This window comes from Nocardia sp. NPDC001965 (assembly GCF_053594175.1).
The window spans coordinates 1-18,211 of sequence record NZ_JBSFDZ010000055.1; the positions used below are offsets into that span (position 1 = coordinate 1).

Below are 18,211 nucleotides of genomic sequence, written 5' to 3' on the forward strand. Positions count from 1 at the left end.
GGTGGCGCGCGCTTTCCGGCACTTGTCACCGGCGCGGGGGGCTATGGAGTCTCGAGGCCTGAACGGCGAGACGGGCCTCAACCTTTGAGGTGTCTCGTAAGACTCGACTCGGGGGGTTGCGTCGGCGACTGATGGTCGGGCCGGTGTGGGGTGTGATGTTCCGGGGTTCGGGGTGACGGGTGAGGTGGACTTCACGGCGGGTGGGGGTTCGAGGTACGCCGTGGACGCTGGGTGTCGACCTCGGGAGGTGGACTGTGTTCGAGTACCTCATGGGCGGATCCGCCTCCCGGCTTTGCGAATCGGCTCATTCGGAATCCACACTTCTCCTGGACCTTCGACATCCGTGGCCGGGGTTGACAGGGCCCTGGCCGAAGGCGCGGCCGTGAACAGTCGGGGCCCGCCCCGGTTCTGGAGCGACGGAGCGGGGGGAGCGAAGCGGAGGAGCGGGAAAAGTGAAGAACCGGGGTCACGAGGGCCCTGACAGCGACGCCCGAGGTGTCGCAATCCAACACTGCTAACATAGTGCTTGCAATTGCTAGCACCCTGACCTATCGTTGTACCTACAACGCCAGAAGGTGAGTGATGGCCGACCATCCGGAGGTTTCCAGCCGGCGCGCCGACGATCCGGCAGCGTCTGCCGGTGCCGGTGACAAGGCAGCCCGCGTGGTGAACGCGGCGCAGGACATCGGAGGTTTCATCCGGTCGCAGCGCGAAGCCGCGCAGGTTTCGTTGCGTCAGCTCGCCCTGCTGGCAGGGGTGAGCAACCCGTACCTCAGCCAGATCGAGCGCGGGTTGCGTAATCCCTCCGCCGAAGTGCTCACGCAGATCGCCAAGGCGCTGCGGGTTTCTTCGGAGGTGTTGTACGTGCGCGCCGGCTACCTCGAACAGCGGCCGCACAGTCCCGTCCGGGATGCCGTGCTCGCGGATTCCGCGATCAGCGAGCGACAGAAACAGGTGCTCCTGGATATATACGAGTCGTTCCGCCGGGAGAACGGGCCGGAGGAAACGATCCCCCGGGACAGTGTTGTTCCACAACCGACAACCGACGCTCCACGCCAGGAGAACGATAAATGACCGAGAAGTACACCACTGCCAAACCACTGTTCGCCACCGTCGGCGCCACCGATGCTGTCTACACCGCGGTCGTGGACGCGGTGAGCCAGGTGCGGGAGCGTGCGACCGATGTCAACGGCCGGGTCGACGACGCCCGTGAGCGGTTCGCCGGCCTGCCGGCCGATGTGCAGACCCAGTTCGAGCAGATCCGCGCACGGTTGTCCGAACTGCCGTCCGAACTGCCGGAGGACCTCGCCGAACTGCGGGAGAAGTTCACCAGCGAAGAACTGCGCAAACTCGCCGAGCAGTACTACCGCCAGGTGCTCGACATCTACGCGGATCTCGCGGTCCGCGGTGAGGAAACCGTCGAGCGGTTGCGCGCGAACCATCTGGTCGAGGAGCAGGTCGGCCGGGTGGAGACCCTGTACAAGGACGCCAGCAGCCGGGCCGAGGAGGTCATCGGCCGGGTGAACGGATTGATCGGCCGCGCGAAGACCGAAGCCGCGCCCGCCGCCGAGGCCCCGGCCGCTTCCGCCCCCACCGCGACGGAGGTCGTCGAGGCCGAAGTCGTCGAGGTGGCCCCCGAGGTGGCGCCCGAGCCCGTGCCCGCGCCGCCGGTGAAGAAGGCGCCCGCCGCGAAGAAGGCTCCGGCCGCCAAGAAGGCCGCCCCGGCCAAAAAGGCCGCGCCGAAGAAGGCCTGACCCGCCGATCCGGGCAAAGCGCCCCCGTGCACGTGCGGTGCCCGGGGGCGCTGCTCGTATCATGATGGGGTGGAACAGGTGTATGGCTTGACCGGGTGGATCATGGCCGCGCTGTGGCTGCTGGCAGCGAGCGCGACCGTTTTCGCGCTGGTGCACGCCGTGCGCCAGCGTTCCGACGCGTTCACCGCGGTCGACAAACTGACCAAACCCATCTGGCTGGGCATCCTGGGGGTGGCGATCCTGCTACTGCTGGTGAACTTCCTCAACCTGGGTCTGCTGGCGTTCATCGCGATCATCGCGACCGGTATCTATCTGGCCGATGTGCGCCCGAAGGTGGACGAGGTCCAGCGCGGCCCACGCTGGTAATCGGGTTTATCTGCTTTATCTGCGTCGCCTTCGGCGCCGCGTGGCCGGGGCCTTCGTGACCCCGGTTCTTCACTCCTGCGCTCCTCGGATTCGCGCCCCCGTTCCGTCGCTCCAGAACCGGGTGGGCCCCGGCGTCGGATGTCGGCCGTCCGGTAGCGGCGGCTCCCGGGTGGGTGTCCGGTTCGTGGCGCTGGGGCCGTCCTATCGAACCCCGGCGCCCGGGTGTTCCGGAGGTGGGCGCGCGCGGGGCTGTGCTCAGGATTCGGGAGGCGAAGTCCTGGCGGGGTGGTCGGGGCTCGGCAACAGCGGTGGGGACACGAGCGGGACCGCTCCGGTATCGGGGGATATGTGACGTATCCGAAATATGGGTGAATACGGCCGCTCGGGGTGGTGAGATCACCCGGACTGTGGTGTGTGCGCTGGCGAGTACTCACTCCGCGCGTTACTGTGTCAATCGGTAACACAAAGGAGTGTGTCTTGATGCGTGCGACCATGCCGAAGGCCCTGACCGCCCTCGTCGATCAGATCGATGGGCTGTTCGAGGTGCACCGTGCGGGGCTGCGCACCCGCGGCGGATACCACAATCCGGCATTCAATCCGCCGAGCGCCGAACGTCAGGTGATCGATGTGCGTGCCGACGACGGGGCGCGCCTGCGGGTACACGCGTACGGGCCGCAGGACGCTCAGCCGGTGGTGCTGATCCACGGCTGGACCTGCAGCCTCGAATACTGGAACCCGCAGATCAATGCTTTCGCGGGGGAGTACCGGGTTATCGCGTTCGATCTGCGGGGACACGGCGAGAGCGAGTTCGGTGATCCGGATCAGCTCGATTGTCACCTGCTGGCCGACGATCTCTGCGCGGTGCTCGACGCGGTGCTGCGGCCAGGGCAGCGAGCGGTGCTGGTCGGACACAGTCTCGGCGCGATGACGCTGCAGGCGTGGGCAGGAAAGTATCCGCAGCGGGTCGTCGATCAGGCCGCGGCCGTTCTGCTGGCCAATACCGGGCCGCATTCTCTGGTCGCCGAGACCACGGTGGTGCCGTTCTTCAACCGGCCGCTACCGCTGCTGAACCGGATGGTGCCGCTACCGGCATGGCTCGGCCGCCACGGGCTGAGTGCTCGGATCGTTTTCCCGCCGGTGGCCGCGGTGCGCTGGATCTTCGCCCGGCAGATCATGAGTCCGGCCGCCGATCCGGAATCGATCGAATTCGGCATGAACATCGTGCGTTCCTGCCGCTCCCGCGTCCGCTCGGAGTTCGGGCTGCTGCTCGCGGAGATGGATCTCGGCGACGCGGCTCGTCACCTGGTGGTGCCGACCACGGTGGTGGCGGGGACGGCCGATGATATGACGCCGGCGGTGCATGCCGAGCAGATCGCCTCCTGGCTCCGGGAAACCGGCAACCTGGTGCAGTTCGTCCTGCTGCCCACCGGACACCTGGGCAACCTGGAAGAGATCGACAGGTTCGACGAGATCCTCGACCAGGTGCTCACATCGGTGCGGGAACCGGCCGAAGCTACCGGCTGACCCGCGCTCAGGAGAACACGACGGTGCGCCGCCCGTGCACCAGCACCCGGCTCTCCAGATGCCAGCGCAGACCGCGTGCCAGCACCACTCGTTCGATATCGCGGCCTTCGCGGACCATATCGGTCACGCTGTCGGCGTGGTCGACACGGATCACGTCCTGTTCGATGATGGGGCCCGCATCCAGTTCGGCGGTCACGTAGTGGCAGGTCGCGCCGATGAGTTTGACGCCCCGGACGAACGCTTGGTGATAGGGGCGGGCGCCGACGAACGAAGGCAGGAAACTGTGATGGATATTGATGGCTCGCCCGGCCCAGTGCTCGCACAGTTGCTCGGGTAGCACCTGCATGAACCGGGCCAGCACCACGGCGTCGGGAGAATGCGAGTCCACCAGTTCACGAACCTGTTCGAAGGCCGGTCCGCGTTCGGCCGGGTTCTTCGGGAACGGAACGTGATGGAACGGGATTCCGTGGGCCTCGGTGATCGCCGCCAGGTCCAGGTGGTTGCCGATCACGGCTTCGATAGTGGCTGGGAGCTCGCCGGAAGTGGCGCGACCGAGCAGATCGTGCAGGCAGTGCCCCTCCTTGCTCACCAGAACCACCGCGCGGCGCCGCACTCCCGAATCGTGGACCTGCCATTCGGTCTGCGGGCCGAGTTCGGCGGCGATCCGCTCGAACCGGCTGCGCAGCTCCTCCACGCCGAACGGCACGGTGGAGGCCTTGATGGACTGCCTGGTGAAGAACCAGCCGGTCTCCAGGTCGGAGTGGTAACCGGCCTCCAGGATGGAGCCCCCGAATTCGGCGATGAACGAGGTGATGGTGGCAATGATGCCCGGGCGGTCGAGACAGCCCAGGGTGAGCACATAGCGTCGGCCGTCGGGGCCGTTGGCTGCGGAAACCATGACGTCATCCTGACAGGACGGTCGCCGGCCGGGCGCCGCGACTCCGCGGTTCCAGTCGGCCGGGTGCGTCCGCGGTCCCCTCAGCGGGAAACCGGCCACCCGGTCACAGGTCGTAGAACGGGTCGGCGTAGCGGAATTCGCCGGTTATCTGGGAGTCGTAGGCGCTGAGCGGCCGGATCTGGAAATGGCTCGCCCATTCGGGCCGGTCGGGGACGATGCCCAGGCGCGAACCCGGCTGGAAACCGAATCGAGGGTAGTAGTCGAGGCTGCCGAGCAGCCCGACGAGCGGTTCGTCCAGCGCATCGGCGGCACCGAGCACCGCGTGCATCAGCGCCGAACCCGCGCCGCGGCGCTGGAGATCGGGGCGGATCCCGATGGGGCCGAGGGCCAGGACGGGGAAAGGACCCACGGTCGCCCGGGTGACGCAGACATGCCCGGCGACGGTCTCCCGGTCGACGACGACCATCGACAGGGTGGGGATCCACCCTGGGTCGGTGCGCAGCCGAGACACCAGCGCCACCTCCGGCGGGGTATCCACCGGCGCGGCCCCGGCCCCGGCCGCGGGACCGGTCGCGGCGTAGTGCGGAGCGAAAGCGCTATGGTGCACGGCCGCGACGGCGTCGGCGTCGGTGGCTCGTTCACGGCGGATCAGCAACATCGTCCTCTCGTCGGAAGGCGATACGAGTGTGCGCGAGGAGTTCGAGGCGCGCAACGGAATTCGCCGCGGGTGTGCCAGACTTTCGTCCCATGGCCGATTCCAAGTCGCTGACCAGGTCCGAGGTGGCCGCCATGATCGACCACACGCTGCTCGCCCCGGAGGCGACGAGCGCGGATGTTACCGCCGCCGTGGCCGAGGCCCGGGAACTCGGCGTATACGCGGTATGCGTTTCGCCGGCAATGCTGCCGGTGCGGGCGCCGGGTCTGGTGGTGGCGACGGTCGCGGGATTCCCCTCCGGGAAACATCACTCGCTGGTCAAAGGGGCCGAGGCGCGGCTCGCGGTGGAGCAGGGTGCGGCCGAGGTCGATATGGTGATCGATATCGGCGCGGCGATCGCGGGCGATTTCGCGGCGGTACTCGCCGATATCATCGTGGTGCGCGAGGCGATCTCGGAGCGCGCGCTGCTGAAGGTGATCATCGAATCGGCCGCGCTGGCCGACGAGACGATCGTCGAGGTGTGCCGGACCGCCGAACGCGCGGGCGCCGATTTCGTGAAGACCTCCACCGGATTCCATCCCGCCGGCGGTGCGGAGGTGCGCGCGGTCCGGCTGATGGCCGAAACCGTCGGCGGGCGACTGGGAATCAAGGCCAGCGGCGGAATCCGTACCGCGGACGCGGCCGCGGAGCTGATCGCCGCGGGCGCCACCCGGCTCGGGCTGTCCCGCTCCCGGGAGGTACTCGGGGGTTTCCCCGCCTGAGTACCGGCGGGGCTCAGCAGCTCGCATCGCCCTCGGAGGCGGCCGGCAGCTCGGTCGGACCGCCCCGCAGGTCCACCTGGATTCCGTTGTCGGTGACGCGCAGCGCGGTCGGCTGCAGGCCCATCGGGTAGGTCTGCAGGCTCTCGGTCATCAAGTCGACGACGCCCTGCGCGAGATCGTCGGGAACACCGATACCGAGGAATTGCGCCTGGGCCACATCGATATCGACTTTGCCGTCCTTGATCTGCGGGGTGAGCTGCATGGCCCCGAAACCGCCCAGCACCTTCATGGTGAGCTGTCCGGTATCGGGGTCGGACTGCACATCGCTGACCAGGCCCTGCAGCGTCCGAGAGATACCGGAGTTGCTCCAGGCGACATCGGCACTCGAGCTCCCGACCGAGCTGCCGCTGTTGCTGCCCTCGGCCATCTCGATATCGTGGAATCGGGCGTGGACCTGCATATCGACGGCCGGGCCGAATTCGTCGCCCTTGCTGTCCACATCCATCCGCGAGACCTTGCCGTCCACCCAGGTGAGCAGTAGCGGTTTGGCGCCGAAGCCGACGTCGATCTGCGATCCCATCTCTTTCTCGAACTGTGAACTGATACAGCTCGCGATTCTGTGCCGCGCATACGCTTCACCGCCGATCAGCGCGGCCACCACGAGCACGATCACGGTGACCAGGGCGATCCCTACGGTCCGGCGACCGACCTTCGGGGCAGACAGGGACTTGGTGGGCATATTCGAGATTCTTCACGATGATTATGTGCCGGCTCTGTGGGCCGGTTGTGGACGCATGGTGAATGTATCGACGTCAGCGGCGGTCCCACCGGTTGTTTTGTGATTTGAATCACATAAAACCTTCCGCCTGTCCGGCGGGCGCGACCGCCGACCACGGAACGCTCATGATGTTGTCCCGGAGGCGGCGCCGGTAATCGTGCACCGGAAAGCCCTTTTCCCGCAGCAGGTCCGCCGCCGCCCGCCAGCGCACCCGCGGCCCGAAAACAGCCAGCGGTGCGGTGTGTGACCAGGCGCGATCGGCCGCGCCGAGGAGAGCGTGCACACGTTCACCCGGCACATTGCGGTGGATCAGCGATTTGGGCAGGCGTTCGGCGAGATCGGAGGGACGCTCGACGGTGAACGGATCCCACGCGAGGGTCAGGGTGCGCGGGCCCGAACGATCCAGGACCACCCAGGCGCACCGGCGGCCGAGCTCGTCGCAGGTGCCCTCGATCAACAGCCCGCCCGGGGCCAACCCGGACAGAATCGCCGACCACGCTCCGGGCACTTCGGACTCCGGATACTGCCGCAGCACATTGAACGCGCGGACCAGCGCCGGGCGCAGGCCCGCCAATTCGAAACCGCCGCGAGCGAAGAGAACACCGTCACGAGCCGGCACCACCCGCCCCGGGTCGATCTCCAGTCCCACCACCCGCACATCCGGGCGCACGGTGCGCAACCGGGTGGCCAGTTCCAAGGTCGTCCACGGCTGGGCTCCGTAACCGAGATCCACCACCAGTGGGTCGGCGGTATCGCGCAGCACCTCGGAGATCCGCGGATCCCCGATCAGCTGGCGGTCGCTGCGGCGCAGCCGGTTGGTCCCGGTGGTGCCCCGGGTGACGGTGCCGAGCGGAACACTCAGCCGGCCGGTTTTTGCTCGTCCAGCCATTTCTGGGTCACTTCGGCCTCGGCACGGAACAGATCCACCAGATTCACCAGCATCAGCTGTTCCAGCCGCGGACCCATCATCGGGATGAACACTTTGGCTTCCGACGACATCCGCATGGTGCAGCCGGTATCGGTCGGGAACAGCCGGGTCGTGCCCGTGAGACTGCCGGGTCCGGCGGGGATGGAAGCCGAATACTTGCCCTCGACCTCGGGGCCGAACGGGCCGAAGCTCTCCTTACGCGTGATGACCATGTCCTTGCGCATCACCGACTGCGCGATCTCGGGCAAGGTCTCACGCGGCAGGATGTGGTGCAGGACCACCTCGATACCGTCCTCGCTCGCATCCAGACTGATGACCTCGTTCGGCGAGTACTTCCGCATCTCCACCATCCGGGCCTCCCAGTAGTCCCGGTCGGTCAGCGCCGCGTAGACCTCTTTGGTGGTGTGCAGCGGGTAGCGGGCGGAATAGTCCAGTCGGCGAGCCATGGGCGGTAGGTTACCGCCCGGACCTGCCGCGGCCGTGGGAGGCCGGGTGGGCCCGACCCGGCGAACCAGCGGTCGACCGGAACTACGCCCGCTCGGCGATCCAGGTATTGGTGAACTCGGTCTCCTCGGCCAGCAGCTCGGTGAGACGTTCGCCGATGGCCTCCTCGATCTTGCGGCCGAACAGCGGAACCTTCACCTCGATCGTGCCGGAGATCTCGGCGACCGCGCCGGTGGGCTCGTCGGTGGCGGTGATGGTGCCGCGGACCTCCGCCGGCGCTCCCTCGACCCGTGCCTCGAAGTTACCGGTGGTACCCGTCCACAGTTCGGTACGCGGAATGATCAGATCACCGGGGCGCACAGCGGTGACGGCGGGTGGCAGCAGGTCGGCGGGAATGGACTGGACGACCTCGATCCGGACCTGTTCGCCCTCGACGGTCAGCGAGACGAACCTGGCGTCGGGCCCGCCCACAGTGGCGATCCGGTCCTTCCAGTACTGCTCGGTGCAGAATGCCTCGCGTACCGTCGCGACCGGATGAGAGTAGCGAGCTGTATACGCCAGCGCTGTAGCCATGACCGGACACGCTACCGTCTGGTCGTGCGAACTTCTCGGGCTGTCCCCGCGGACGAACTGCGGCAGATACTGGACGGAACGGGCGCGGTCGTGCGGTCCGCGGTCCCGCTGGCCGAGCTGACCACGCTGCGCGTGGGTGGCCGGGCCACCGTCGCGGACTGCGGTAGTACCGAGGCGCTGGTGGCGACCGTGCGGGCACTGGACGCCGCCGATGTACCGGTGCTGTTGGTCGCCGGGGGATCGAACCTGCTGATATCCGACGACGATATTCCCGCGGTCGTGGTCCGGGTTGCCAACGAAGGTGTCGATTTCGGTGCCGACAGTGTCACCGCGGAGGCCGGCGCGAACTGGGACGGTGTGGTCGCGAAGAGCGTGCGCGCGGGGTTCGGCGGGCTGGAGTGCCTGTCCGGGATTCCCGGGTCGGCGGGTGCGACACCGGTACAGAATGTCGGCGCCTACGGTGTCGAGGTCGCCGATCTGCTGCGCCGCGTACGGCTGCTGGACCGGGCGACCGGAGATATCGACTGGGTGAGTCCCGGCGACCTCGCCTTCGGCTACCGGACCAGCCGGCTCAAACACCGCGACGACGCGGTGGTCCTGGCGGTGGAATTCGCGCTGCGTCCCGACGGCACCAGCGCCCCACTGCGCTACGGGGAACTCGCTCAGCGCCTGGATGCGAGCCAGGGGGACACCCGCCCGGCCGCGGCCGTCCGGGAAACCGTGCTCGGGCTGCGGGCGGGCAAAGGGATGGTGCTCGATCCCGCCGATCACGACACCTGGAGCGCCGGGTCTTTCTTCACCAACCCGGTGGTCCCCGACGGGGAGGTGGACCGCGTCCGGGCCGCGATCCGAGACCTGCTCGGCGAGGTACCTGTTCCCACCTATCCGGGAGCCGGCGGAGTGAAATTCTCCGCGGGCTGGCTGATCGAACGCGCCGGATTCGCGAAGGGATTCCCCGGCCCGGACGCCCCCGCCCGGCTGTCCACCAAACACACGCTGGCCCTCACCAACCGCGGTGCCGCCACGGCCGCCGATCTCGTCGCGCTGGCCCGGACCGTGCGCGACGGTGTGGCGGAGCGATTCGGGGTCGTACTGGTACCGGAGCCGGTCACGGTGGGCGTGGAGCTGTAGCGATACCGTCCGGCCGGGCTCCGGACCCGACGGTCGCTGCCGCGCGATATCACGCCGATCGGGTGCGACTCGGTGAGTCGGGAGGTGCGGTATTCGACCCGGCGATCAATCGAAGAGCTGGTCTACGGAATCGACCACGACCGCACGATCGAGCCAGAGCTGCAGGGTTTCGATCTCCGCGCAGGCCTCGATGCGCTGACGGACGTCCGTGTCGACCGTGAGACCGCGCCGCGTCAGGACTCGCACGATGCTTCCGGCGATTCCCTCGGTGCGTCCCTCGGTACGTCCCTCCGCGATTCCCTCGGTGCGTCCTTCGGACCGGAGGCGTTCCGCGGTCTGGGAACGGAAGAAGGAAAGGTCCACGGTCATCAGTCGTCTCCAGATGTCTGCGGCCGGGGTGTCGCCGAGGCCGAGTTCGGTCAGTTCGCCGAAAATCGCGAGATCATCGGCGTCCTCTCCGCGCAGCGCGGTGGCCAGCGCTTTCAGTATGGCATTGATCCGCGGATCGGAGGCGTGCGTTATCGCCGAGAGCGCGGTCAGCGGAATGTCGTCGGCGGCTTCGGCCGGATCGGTGATCACCGGGACATTGCCGGGCCCGAGGACGAGAGGTTTCACGGTCACTGTGGGCCAGCGTGGTGCACCGTTCGGGATCGGGCTCCTCGCCCACTGCGCGACGGCCTCGTCACGGCAGACCACCAGCAAATAGACCGGCAATCGGTACACGATCCGCAGGTATGTGGCGTAGTAGGCCCAGGCGTCCGGTTTTTGTGGGTCTTTGCCGGTCTGTGCTTCCACGATCAGCAGGAACGGCCCCTCGCCGGTGGTTACGCGCAGCAGCGTGTCGACCCGTCGTTCGATCGGCCGGATCTCGGTGAGATCGGTGGGCAACAGCTCGACCTGTTCCGGTGTGGCGAAAGGCAGCTTCAATTTGTGGAAGGCGCGGGCGAAGACCCCCGGGTCGTGCTGGAAGATGCGGTGCATCGCTTCGTGTCGTGATCCGACCATGGCCGTGACATTGACACGAATTGATAACGAAGTCAGATCTGCCCGGCGTGTCCATTGCGCTGCGGCGTGTCCCTGTTTCAGCAGGTCACGGCAATTCAGGTCTCACGGAGGACTACGGTTCAGGTGCGCCCGGGCGGCCCTCAGCTGCGGCGGGCGAAGCGGCCCGGGTCGGCCTGGTCGCGGGGTTTGACGATGATCTGGTCCAGGTTGACGTGCGGGGGGCGGCTCGCCGCGAAGGCCACGATCTCGGCGATGTCCTGGGCGACCAGCGGGTCGATGCCCTGGTAGACCGCGGCCGCACGGTCGGCGTCGCCGTCGAAGCGGACCAGCGAGAATTCCGTCTCCACCGCGCCGGGGGCGATCTCGGTGAGCCGGACCGGCTGCCCGAGCAGTTCACCGCGCAGCGTCCGGTGCAGGACGGCCTGGGCGTGTTTGGCGGAGGTGTAGCCCGAGCCGTTGTCGTAGGCGTGGAAGGCGGCCACCGAGGTGATGGTGACGATGAGGCCGTCGCCGGAGGCGATCAGTTTCGGGAGCAGCGCTTTGGTCGTGCGCAGGGTGCCGAGCACGTTGGTCTCCCACATCCAGCGCCAGTCGTCGAGATCGGCGTCGGCCACCGTGGCCAGACCCTTGGCGCCACCGGCATTGTTGACGAGGACGTTCGCGCTCTCGATCGCGTCGGCGAACGCCCGGACCGATTCGTCGGAGGTCACGTCGAGTTCGAGCGCGGTTCCGCCGATCTCGTCGGCCAGTGCCCGCAGCCGGTCGATCCGGCGGGCACCCACGTACACGTGGTACCCCTGTTTCGCGAGTTCCCGGGCGGTGGCTTCGCCGATACCCGAGCTGGCCCCGGTGACAACAGCGGTGCGTGTGCTCATGGACCCGATCCTATGATGCGCTCATGGCTATACGGGAAGCGCGCAGTGCGGACGGGACCGGCATCGTCTATCGGACCGGTGGGCCCGCGCAGGGGCGGCCGCTGGTGCTGGTGCACGGCTGGTCGGCGGATCTGCGCTGCTGGGGGCCGGTGTTCGACGATTTCGCCACCGATTTCCGGGTCGTGGCGGTCGACCTGCGCGGTCACGGGTACTCGGACGCTCCCGATTCCGGTTACGACGATTCGAAGAACTGGGCCGCCGATATCGCCGCGGTGCTGGCCGCCGAGTCGATCGAAGCGGACGCGCTGCTGCTGGGGTGGTCCTACGGCGGGATCGTGATCAGCGACTATCTCGCCGAGTACGGTACGGGCGCGGTCGCCGGTGTCGTCTACACCGGGGCGATGGCCAATATCGGCAAAGGGGTGCCGGGTGCCGAGGTGGGGGGATCGATGCAGCAGGCGATTCCCGGCGTATTCGAGGAGAGCGCGGGGCGGGCGGTGCGCGGTTTCGCTGTGTTCGGGAACGCCAATACGGGTCCGGGCGCGGACAAGGGCCCGGACGCGCAGCGGTTGTTCGGCGCGAGTCTGGCGACGCCGCCGTTCGTCCGCAAGGCGTTGTTCTATCGCAAGGTGGACAACACCGCGACGCTGCGCGGGCTCGATGTTCCGGTGCTCGTGCTGCACGGTTCGGCGGATCCGGTGGTGCCGGTGGCCGACGGCCGCTACATCGCCGACGCTGCACCGCTGGGCCGGGCCGTCGTCTGGGAGGGTGCGCAGCACGGGCTGTTCATCGAGGATCCGGCGCGTTTCGTTCGCGAGGTCCGGGAATTCGCGGCGGAGTGCGATACGAAGTCCTGATTGTCCGTGACGAGCTCTTTCACCGTTCTGTCCGGCTCTGTGGCCGAGATCCGCGGCTGCATGCCGGCGCCCGGCGGGCGGGGCGAATCGGCGAGGTGTGATCACTTTCACGACCGGGGAAGGAGGGGCCGGGCTGCCGCGTTGCACCGTGCAATATGGACATCGTGAGTCAACGCCCGGACCGACGGCCGAACCGTATCGCCGTACTGACGGTGCACACCTCACCACTGGCACAGCCCGGTACGGGTGATGCGGGTGGGATGAACGTGTTCGTCCTGCAGACCGCCCTCCAGCTGGCCCAGCGGGGGACCGAGGTCGAGATCTTCACCCGGGCCACCTCGTCGGATCTACCTCCGGTGCAGGAGGCCGCGCCCGGGGTGCTGGTGCGCAATGTGGTGGCCGGGCCCTTCGAGGGCCTGGACAAACACGATCTGCCGACCCAGCTGTGCCCTTTCACCGCCGAGGTGCTGCGCCAGGAGGCCCGGCAGCTACCCGGCCACTACGACCTGGTGCATTCGCACTACTGGCTGTCCGGGCAGGTGGGCTGGCTCGCCCGCGATCGCTGGCGGGTGCCACTGGTGCACACCGCACACACGCTGGCGGCGGTGAAGAACGCCGCCCTGGCCGAGGGGGACTCCCCCGAACCGGTGTCCCGGGAGATCGGCGAGAAGCAGGTCATCGCCGAAGCCGATCGCCTCACCGCCAACACCGCGCGGGAAGCGCGGGATCTGGTGGAGTTGTACGGAGCCCTGCCCGATCGGGTCGATATCGTGCCACCGGGTGCGGACCTCACGCAGTACCGCCCGGGCGACCGGGCGGTGGCGCGCGCCGAGCTCGGACTGGCGGCGCACGAGGAGGTCGTCGCGTTCGTCGGCCGGATCCAGCCGTTGAAAGCACCCGATGTCCTGGTGCGCGCGGTCGCCGAGGCCCTCCGCCGGCGGCCGGGCCGTCCATTGCGCGCGCTGATCGTCGGCGGTCCGTCGGGCACCGGTCTGGAGCGGCCGGACGCGCTGATCGAACTGGCCGCCGAACTCGGCATCGCCGACCACGTCACTTTTCTGCCGCCACAGCCCCCCGACCGGCTGGTCCAGGTGTACCGGGCCGCCGATCTGGTCGCGGTACCGAGCTACAACGAATCCTTCGGGTTGGTCGCGCTGGAAGCGCAGGCGAGCGGTACACCGGTACTGGCGGCCGCAGTCGGCGGGCTGGGGACCGCGGTGCGCCACGAGCACAGTGGACTGCTGGTCGCCGGGCACCGCATCCCGGACTGGGCCGGTGCGCTGGAATACCTGCTCGACGATCCGCGGCGGCTGCGCCTGCTGGGTGCGCAGGCGGTGACGCACGCGGCGGACTTCTCCTGGGCGCATACCGCCGACAAACTGCTGCACAGCTATACCGCCGCGTTGACCGGCTACGGTCGCGGTCCGGCTATCCTCGGCGAGAGCCAGGCCAGATCGCGGGCGCTGTGGCGGCGCCGGACGGGAGTGCGCAGATGAGTGAGGCATCGGCCACCGCGCGGGTCGTCGAGGAAACACTGCGGGACCGCGAGATCGAGTACACCCATCCGGGCGACGATGTATTCGTCGCGGTGCTGCCGGGTGAGCGCAAATTGAAGACCAATGTGATGCTGACGCTGGGCGCGCACGGGGTGCGCTTCGAATCGTTCGTCTGCCGCAAACCGGACGAGAATTTCGAGGGCGTCTACAAATACCTGCTGCGGCGTAACCGGCGCCTCTACGGCGTGGCGTACACGATCGACAAACTGGGCGATATCTACCTGGTCGGCCGCGCCGCCAATCACGCCGTCACCGCGGAGGAACTGGACCGGATCTTCGGGCAGATTCTCGAGGCGGTGGACGGGGACTTCAACACATTGCTCGAACTCGGGTTCGCCGAATCCATTCGTAAGGAATGGAAGTGGCGGGTTTCGCGGGGGGAATCGTTGCAGAACCTGCGTGCCTTCGAGCATCTGGTCGACTCCGACACTGCGAACTGACCCCCGGCTCCGAGCCCGGGGCCGGGGGTCAGCTCGAACCGACGCGTTCGATGAGGCCGAGCAGTTCTTCGCGCCGGTGCTGTAGGTCGTCGAGTCTGCCGTCGAGCGAGGCGAGTTCGGCACGCAGGGTGGGTTCCATGCAGGGCTCGACGTAATCGGTGCCGTCGCAGGCGCAGTCGATTATCTCGTTGATCACGCGGATCGGCAGTCCGGCGGCGAGCAGGCGGCGGATACGGGTGACATGACCCACCGCTGCCTCGGGGTAGTGGCGGTACCCGTTCGTGGTGCGTTCGGGCGTCAACAGCCCGCGTTCCTCGTAGTACCGCAGCAATCGCTGGCTGGTGCCGGTCGCCGTCGCGAGTTCGCCGATCCGCATGGTGTCTCCTGTTCGCTCGGATGGAACAACCGCGGTCGGACCGCGGTGATTCCGGCGCTTGACCTTCACACCGTGTGAATGTGGACGGTGGAGACATGCGAACCGATTTTGTTCTCGACAGTGGGTCCCGGGTACGCCGTATCGGCCTCGGCACCATGCGGATGGCGGATCGTCCGGATCAGCGGGCCGGCTTCAGTGCACCCATCTGGGCGCCACCCACCGATCGGCACGAGCTGATCGACTTTCTGCGCGGTGCCGCCGCGGCGGGGGTCGATATGTTCGACACCGCCGACGCCTACGCGTTCGGTGCGGGCGAGGAGTTGCTGGCCGAAGCGCTCGCCCCGGTCAGGTCGGAAGTGGTGATCGCGACCAAGATCGGTAATACCCGCCCCTCCCCGCACGAGTGGGTCCCGGTGGGCCGGCCGGAATATCTGCGGCAGCAGCTGGAACTGAGTCTGCGGCGACTGCGCACCGACCGGATCGATCTGCTCTATCTGCACCGGATCGATCCGACGGTACCGCTGGCCGATCAACTCGGGGTCCTCGAGGAGGCCCGGCAGCTCGGGAAGGTCGGTGCGATCGGGATCTCCGGTGTCGACGCGGCGCAGCTCGCGCAGGCGCGTGCCCTCGCCCCGATCAGCGCGGTCCAGAACAACTACAGCATCGGCGACCGTACGCACGACGATATCGTCGAGCTCACCCGCGCCGCGGGTATCGCGTTCGTCGCCTTCTTCCCGCTGACTCTCGGTGCGGTCGGCGACGATCCGCGGGTGGCCGCGATCGCCGCTGCCCACGGAATTTCGACCACCCGGCTCGCATTGTCCTGGCTGCTGCACCGCGGCGATCACGTCCTCGCGATCCCCGGCACCACCGATCCCGCACATCTGCGGGACAACCTGGCGGCGGCCGCGACAGAGCTGACCGCCGAGGAGATCACCACACTCGATTCCCTGCTCGCGCATCAGGAGACGCTGTGACAGTCCATATCGCTCAGCTCGACGGCCGCGCCGCCTCAGCAGCGGAACTGGCCCCGCTGGCCTTCGCCGGCTATGCCCATTTCACCGCCGCGCAAGTGCGCGGCGGTGAAATCCGTGGCCTGGATCTGCATCTGAACCGGCTGCGCGAGGCTTCCGCGGAGCTCTTCGGCCGGGCGCTGCCCGACGACCGGGTGCGCGACCTCCTGCGGGCCGGGCTGGCCGCGAGCCCGGCCGATGTCTCGCTCACCGCCACCGTGTTCTCGCGGCCGGGTGAATTCGTGGCGACCGACGCCGATCTCTCGGTCCTGGTCCGGACCGGTCCGCCCGCGTCGGGCCCGTCCGGTCCGCTCGCCTTGGCCGTGGTGGAGTACGAGCGGGCGCTCGCGGGGGTGAAACACGTCGGTGAAGTGGGCAAGACCTATTACCTGCGCCGGGCCGTTCAGCAGGGGTTCGACGACGCGGCGTTCGTCGACCGTGCCGGCCGGTTCAGTGAGGCGTCCATCTGGAATCTGGCTTTCTGGGACGGTGATTCGGTGGTGTGGCCCCGGGCCGAGGCGTTGCCGGGGACGATGATGGGCATGGTGCGCAGGCAGCTGGACCGGCTCGGCGTGTCCCAGCGAACGGAGGAGATCGCGGTACCAGATCTGCCCGATCTCGCGGGGGCGGTCGTCATGAACTCGTGGACCCCCGCCGTACCCGTGCACCGGATCGGAGCGGCCGCTCTGCCCTCGGCCCCGGAATTCGCCGCACTGCTGCGCCGGGCCCACGCGCAGGAGCCGCTCGTCGCGCCGTGAACACGGAGCGGGAGCCGGTGCGATACGAGGCGGTCGCCGGGAATGAACGGGCCGCGCGACAGGTAGAAGAGAGCATGAAACTCGACGATGCCGCTCGCGCATTCATCGGCGCCGGTGCCGATGCCACGCTGGTAACCCTCAATTCGGATGGAAGTCCTCAGGTCAGCGTGGTGTGGGTAGCGTTGCAGGAGGGACCCGACGGTGACGAGCTGGTGACCGCGCACCTCGGTGAATACCGCAAGGTCCGTAACGTGCGCCGCGATTCCCGGGTCGCGGTCACCATCCTGGCGGCGGAGAAGGGCGAGATCATGCGGCCGTATCTGTCGGTCACCGGGACCGCGCGCATTGTCGAGGGCGGGGCGCCGGAATTGTTGGCGAAGCTGGCGAAAACGCTCGCGAGTCCCGGTGCGGGCTTCCCGCCCCCGGACGCACCGCCCGGCCTGCTCACCCGGATCCGGATCGACAAGGTCGGCGGCATCGGTCCCTGGGCCTCCTGACCGGAACGGGCCGCTCCTGAAGGTGTGACAGCGTGGAACCCGATTGTGGATGGGTCACAATCGGATTCTGCGGATCGGGACTTCGGGAGGTGCGGTGGCGGTTCTGGCACTGGATATCGGGGCGACGAAGTTCGCCGCCGGACTGGTGGATGCCGGGGGGCGGCCGAGTGCGGTCCGGCGGGTCCCGGTCCCGGACCACGATGTGTGGGAGGTGTGCCGCGCACTGCTGGGAGCGGTGGCGGACGGGGCGGCGGTGACCGCGGTCGGGATCGGATCGGCGGGGCCGGTGGACGTTCCGGCCGGGATCACCCGCGCGCTCAATATTCCGCAGTGGCGCGACGGGTTCGCCATCGTGGCGGCGGTCGAAGCGCTCTTTCCCTGCGCCGTGGTGCGGTTCGCCCTGGACGGGGCGTGCCTGGCGCTGGCCGAACACCGGGCGGGTGCGCTGCGCGGGCTGCGGAACGGGCTGGCGGTGACGGTTTCGTCGGGGATCGGTGGCGGCATTCTGGTGGACGGCCGGGTATCGACAGGACGCACCGGCAATGCCGGCCATATCGGTCATATCGTGGTGCCCGGCTCGGACGTGCGTTGTGCCTGCGGCGGTTTCGGATGCCTGGAGGCGGTGGCGAGCGGTTTGTCGTCCGCGCGCTGGGCGCGGGCCCAGGGCTGGGCCGGAGCTACCGGCGCGGAACTCGCGCGCGACGCCCGGGCCGGTGATGCGATCGCGCTGGCCGCGCTGGCCCGGGCCGGTACCGCGCTGGGTACTGCTTTCAGCTCCGCGGCCGCGTTGCTCGATGTGGACACGGTCGTGGTCGGCGGTGGCTTCGCCGACTCCGGCGAACCCCTGTGGGCACCGATGCGGGCGGCCGCTGCCCGGCACGCAGGGCTGGGTTTCATCCGCGAGCTCCGGGTGGAACCCTCGCGCCTCGCCGAAGGCGCGACACTGCACGGCGCGGCGGTCCTCGCGGCCGGATTGTCCGGGGAGCCGTAGCCGGAGCGGGCCCCGGGGGCGCGCGGACCCG

General features: G+C 68.3%; 22 protein-coding genes. 13 read left to right on the forward strand and 9 right to left on the reverse strand.

Annotated elements, in window-relative coordinates:
* Nucleotides 1–582: 582 nt before the first annotated feature.
* The 4 genes from ACWCPQ_RS32910 to ACWCPQ_RS32925 all read left to right on the forward strand — a co-directional run bounded on the left by ACWCPQ_RS32910 (nt 583) and on the right by ACWCPQ_RS32925 (nt 3,644).
* Complete coding sequence (locus ACWCPQ_RS32910; protein ID WP_449906352.1) at nt 583–1,074, forward strand: helix-turn-helix domain-containing protein; 492 nt, start codon at nt 583–585, stop codon at nt 1,072–1,074.
* Complete coding sequence (locus tag ACWCPQ_RS32915; RefSeq protein WP_449906355.1) at nt 1,071–1,754, forward strand: heparin-binding hemagglutinin; 684 nt, start codon at nt 1,071–1,073, stop codon at nt 1,752–1,754. Before ACWCPQ_RS32910 ends, ACWCPQ_RS32915 begins: the two co-directional genes overlap by 4 nt.
* Nucleotides 1,755–1,823: 69 nt before the next feature.
* A complete protein-coding gene (locus ACWCPQ_RS32920) occupies nt 1,824–2,120 on the forward strand; it encodes a DUF2516 family protein (RefSeq protein ID WP_449906357.1) in 297 nt (98 codons plus the stop codon).
* Between the two features lie 480 nt (nt 2,121–2,600).
* Entirely contained in the window at nt 2,601–3,644 is a 1,044-nt protein-coding gene (locus tag ACWCPQ_RS32925; RefSeq protein ID WP_449906360.1) for an alpha/beta fold hydrolase, read from the forward strand.
* 7 nt (nt 3,645–3,651) lie between these two features.
* Here ACWCPQ_RS32925 and purU read toward each other — a convergent pair whose 3' ends face one another.
* Nucleotides 3,652–4,542, reverse strand: coding sequence for a formyltetrahydrofolate deformylase (gene purU / locus ACWCPQ_RS32930; RefSeq protein WP_449906363.1), 891 nt, complete (start codon nt 4,540–4,542; stop codon nt 3,652–3,654).
* A 103-nt stretch (nt 4,543–4,645) separates the two neighbouring features.
* Entirely contained in the window at nt 4,646–5,197 is a 552-nt protein-coding gene (locus ACWCPQ_RS32935; protein WP_449906436.1) for a GNAT family N-acetyltransferase, read from the reverse strand.
* A 92-nt stretch (nt 5,198–5,289) separates the two neighbouring features.
* Between ACWCPQ_RS32935 and deoC the strand changes: the two genes are divergently transcribed.
* Nucleotides 5,290–5,958: a deoxyribose-phosphate aldolase gene (gene deoC, locus ACWCPQ_RS32940; RefSeq protein WP_449906365.1), complete on the forward strand. Its 669-nt coding sequence runs from the start codon at nt 5,290–5,292 to the stop codon at nt 5,956–5,958.
* Between the two features lie 13 nt (nt 5,959–5,971).
* Here deoC and ACWCPQ_RS32945 read toward each other — a convergent pair whose 3' ends face one another.
* The 4 genes from ACWCPQ_RS32945 to ACWCPQ_RS32960 form a co-directional block, all read right to left on the reverse strand.
* The gene (locus ACWCPQ_RS32945; protein ID WP_449906368.1) at nt 5,972–6,697 is read right to left on the reverse strand and encodes an LmeA family phospholipid-binding protein; all 726 of its coding nucleotides are present in this window, start codon (nt 6,695–6,697) and stop codon (nt 5,972–5,974) included.
* Nucleotides 6,698–6,806: 109 nt separating this feature from the next.
* On the reverse strand, nt 6,807–7,625 hold the full coding sequence (locus tag ACWCPQ_RS32950) for a class I SAM-dependent methyltransferase (RefSeq protein ID WP_449906371.1): 819 nt from the start codon (nt 7,623–7,625) through the stop codon (nt 6,807–6,809).
* On the reverse strand, nt 7,595–8,110 hold the full coding sequence (locus tag ACWCPQ_RS32955; RefSeq protein ID WP_449906374.1) for a DUF2505 domain-containing protein: 516 nt from the start codon (nt 8,108–8,110) through the stop codon (nt 7,595–7,597). Before ACWCPQ_RS32955 ends, ACWCPQ_RS32950 begins: the two co-directional genes overlap by 31 nt.
* An 82-nt stretch (nt 8,111–8,192) precedes the next feature.
* Nucleotides 8,193–8,681, reverse strand: coding sequence for a DUF2505 domain-containing protein (locus tag ACWCPQ_RS32960; RefSeq protein ID WP_449906377.1), 489 nt, complete (start codon nt 8,679–8,681; stop codon nt 8,193–8,195).
* A 90-nt stretch (nt 8,682–8,771) separates the two neighbouring features.
* Between ACWCPQ_RS32960 and ACWCPQ_RS32965 the strand changes: the two genes are divergently transcribed.
* Complete coding sequence (locus ACWCPQ_RS32965; protein WP_449906439.1) at nt 8,772–9,812, forward strand: UDP-N-acetylmuramate dehydrogenase; 1,041 nt, start codon at nt 8,772–8,774, stop codon at nt 9,810–9,812.
* A 105-nt stretch (nt 9,813–9,917) separates the two neighbouring features.
* Here the strand turns inward: ACWCPQ_RS32965 and ACWCPQ_RS32970 are convergent, their stop codons facing one another.
* On the reverse strand, nt 9,918–10,817 hold the full coding sequence (locus ACWCPQ_RS32970; RefSeq protein WP_449906380.1) for a hypothetical protein: 900 nt from the start codon (nt 10,815–10,817) through the stop codon (nt 9,918–9,920).
* A gap of 140 nt (nt 10,818–10,957) precedes the next feature.
* Nucleotides 10,958–11,692 (reverse strand): SDR family NAD(P)-dependent oxidoreductase, encoded by a 735-nt coding sequence (locus ACWCPQ_RS32975; protein ID WP_449906383.1) that lies wholly within the window; start codon nt 11,690–11,692, stop codon nt 10,958–10,960.
* Between the two features lie 23 nt (nt 11,693–11,715).
* On the opposite strand from ACWCPQ_RS32975, the gene ACWCPQ_RS32980 reads away from it, so the two are divergent.
* The 3 genes from ACWCPQ_RS32980 (at nt 11,716) to ACWCPQ_RS32990 (ending at nt 14,545) form a co-directional block, all read left to right on the forward strand.
* A complete protein-coding gene (locus ACWCPQ_RS32980) occupies nt 11,716–12,549 on the forward strand; it encodes an alpha/beta fold hydrolase (RefSeq protein ID WP_449906387.1) in 834 nt (277 codons plus the stop codon).
* Between the two features lie 155 nt (nt 12,550–12,704).
* A complete protein-coding gene (mshA, locus tag ACWCPQ_RS32985) occupies nt 12,705–14,045 on the forward strand; it encodes a D-inositol-3-phosphate glycosyltransferase (RefSeq protein WP_449906390.1) in 1,341 nt (446 codons plus the stop codon).
* Nucleotides 14,042–14,545 (forward strand): YbjN domain-containing protein, encoded by a 504-nt coding sequence (locus tag ACWCPQ_RS32990; RefSeq protein WP_449906393.1) that lies wholly within the window; start codon nt 14,042–14,044, stop codon nt 14,543–14,545. Before mshA ends, ACWCPQ_RS32990 begins: the two co-directional genes overlap by 4 nt.
* A 28-nt stretch (nt 14,546–14,573) precedes the next feature.
* On the opposite strand, the gene ACWCPQ_RS32995 is transcribed toward ACWCPQ_RS32990, so the two are convergent.
* A complete protein-coding gene (locus ACWCPQ_RS32995; RefSeq protein WP_449906396.1) occupies nt 14,574–14,921 on the reverse strand; it encodes a MerR family transcriptional regulator in 348 nt (115 codons plus the stop codon).
* 95 nt (nt 14,922–15,016) lie between these two features.
* Here ACWCPQ_RS32995 and ACWCPQ_RS33000 point away from each other — a divergent pair, with 95 nt between their 5' ends.
* The 4 genes from ACWCPQ_RS33000 (at nt 15,017) to ACWCPQ_RS33015 (ending at nt 18,180) form a co-directional block, all read left to right on the forward strand.
* Nucleotides 15,017–15,898 carry an aldo/keto reductase gene (locus ACWCPQ_RS33000; protein ID WP_449906399.1) on the forward strand — a complete coding sequence of 294 codons (882 nt, stop codon included), beginning with the start codon at nt 15,017–15,019 and terminating at the stop codon, nt 15,896–15,898.
* Nucleotides 15,895–16,692: an aminotransferase class IV family protein gene (locus ACWCPQ_RS33005; protein ID WP_449906402.1), complete on the forward strand. Its 798-nt coding sequence runs from the start codon at nt 15,895–15,897 to the stop codon at nt 16,690–16,692. Before ACWCPQ_RS33000 ends, ACWCPQ_RS33005 begins: the two co-directional genes overlap by 4 nt.
* Nucleotides 16,693–16,766: 74 nt before the next feature.
* The gene (locus tag ACWCPQ_RS33010) at nt 16,767–17,189 is read left to right on the forward strand and encodes a PPOX class F420-dependent oxidoreductase (protein ID WP_449906405.1); all 423 of its coding nucleotides are present in this window, start codon (nt 16,767–16,769) and stop codon (nt 17,187–17,189) included.
* 94 nt (nt 17,190–17,283) lie between these two features.
* Nucleotides 17,284–18,180 carry an ROK family protein gene (locus ACWCPQ_RS33015; protein ID WP_449906407.1) on the forward strand — a complete coding sequence of 299 codons (897 nt, stop codon included), beginning with the start codon at nt 17,284–17,286 and terminating at the stop codon, nt 18,178–18,180.
* Nucleotides 18,181–18,211: the final 31 nt, after the last annotated feature.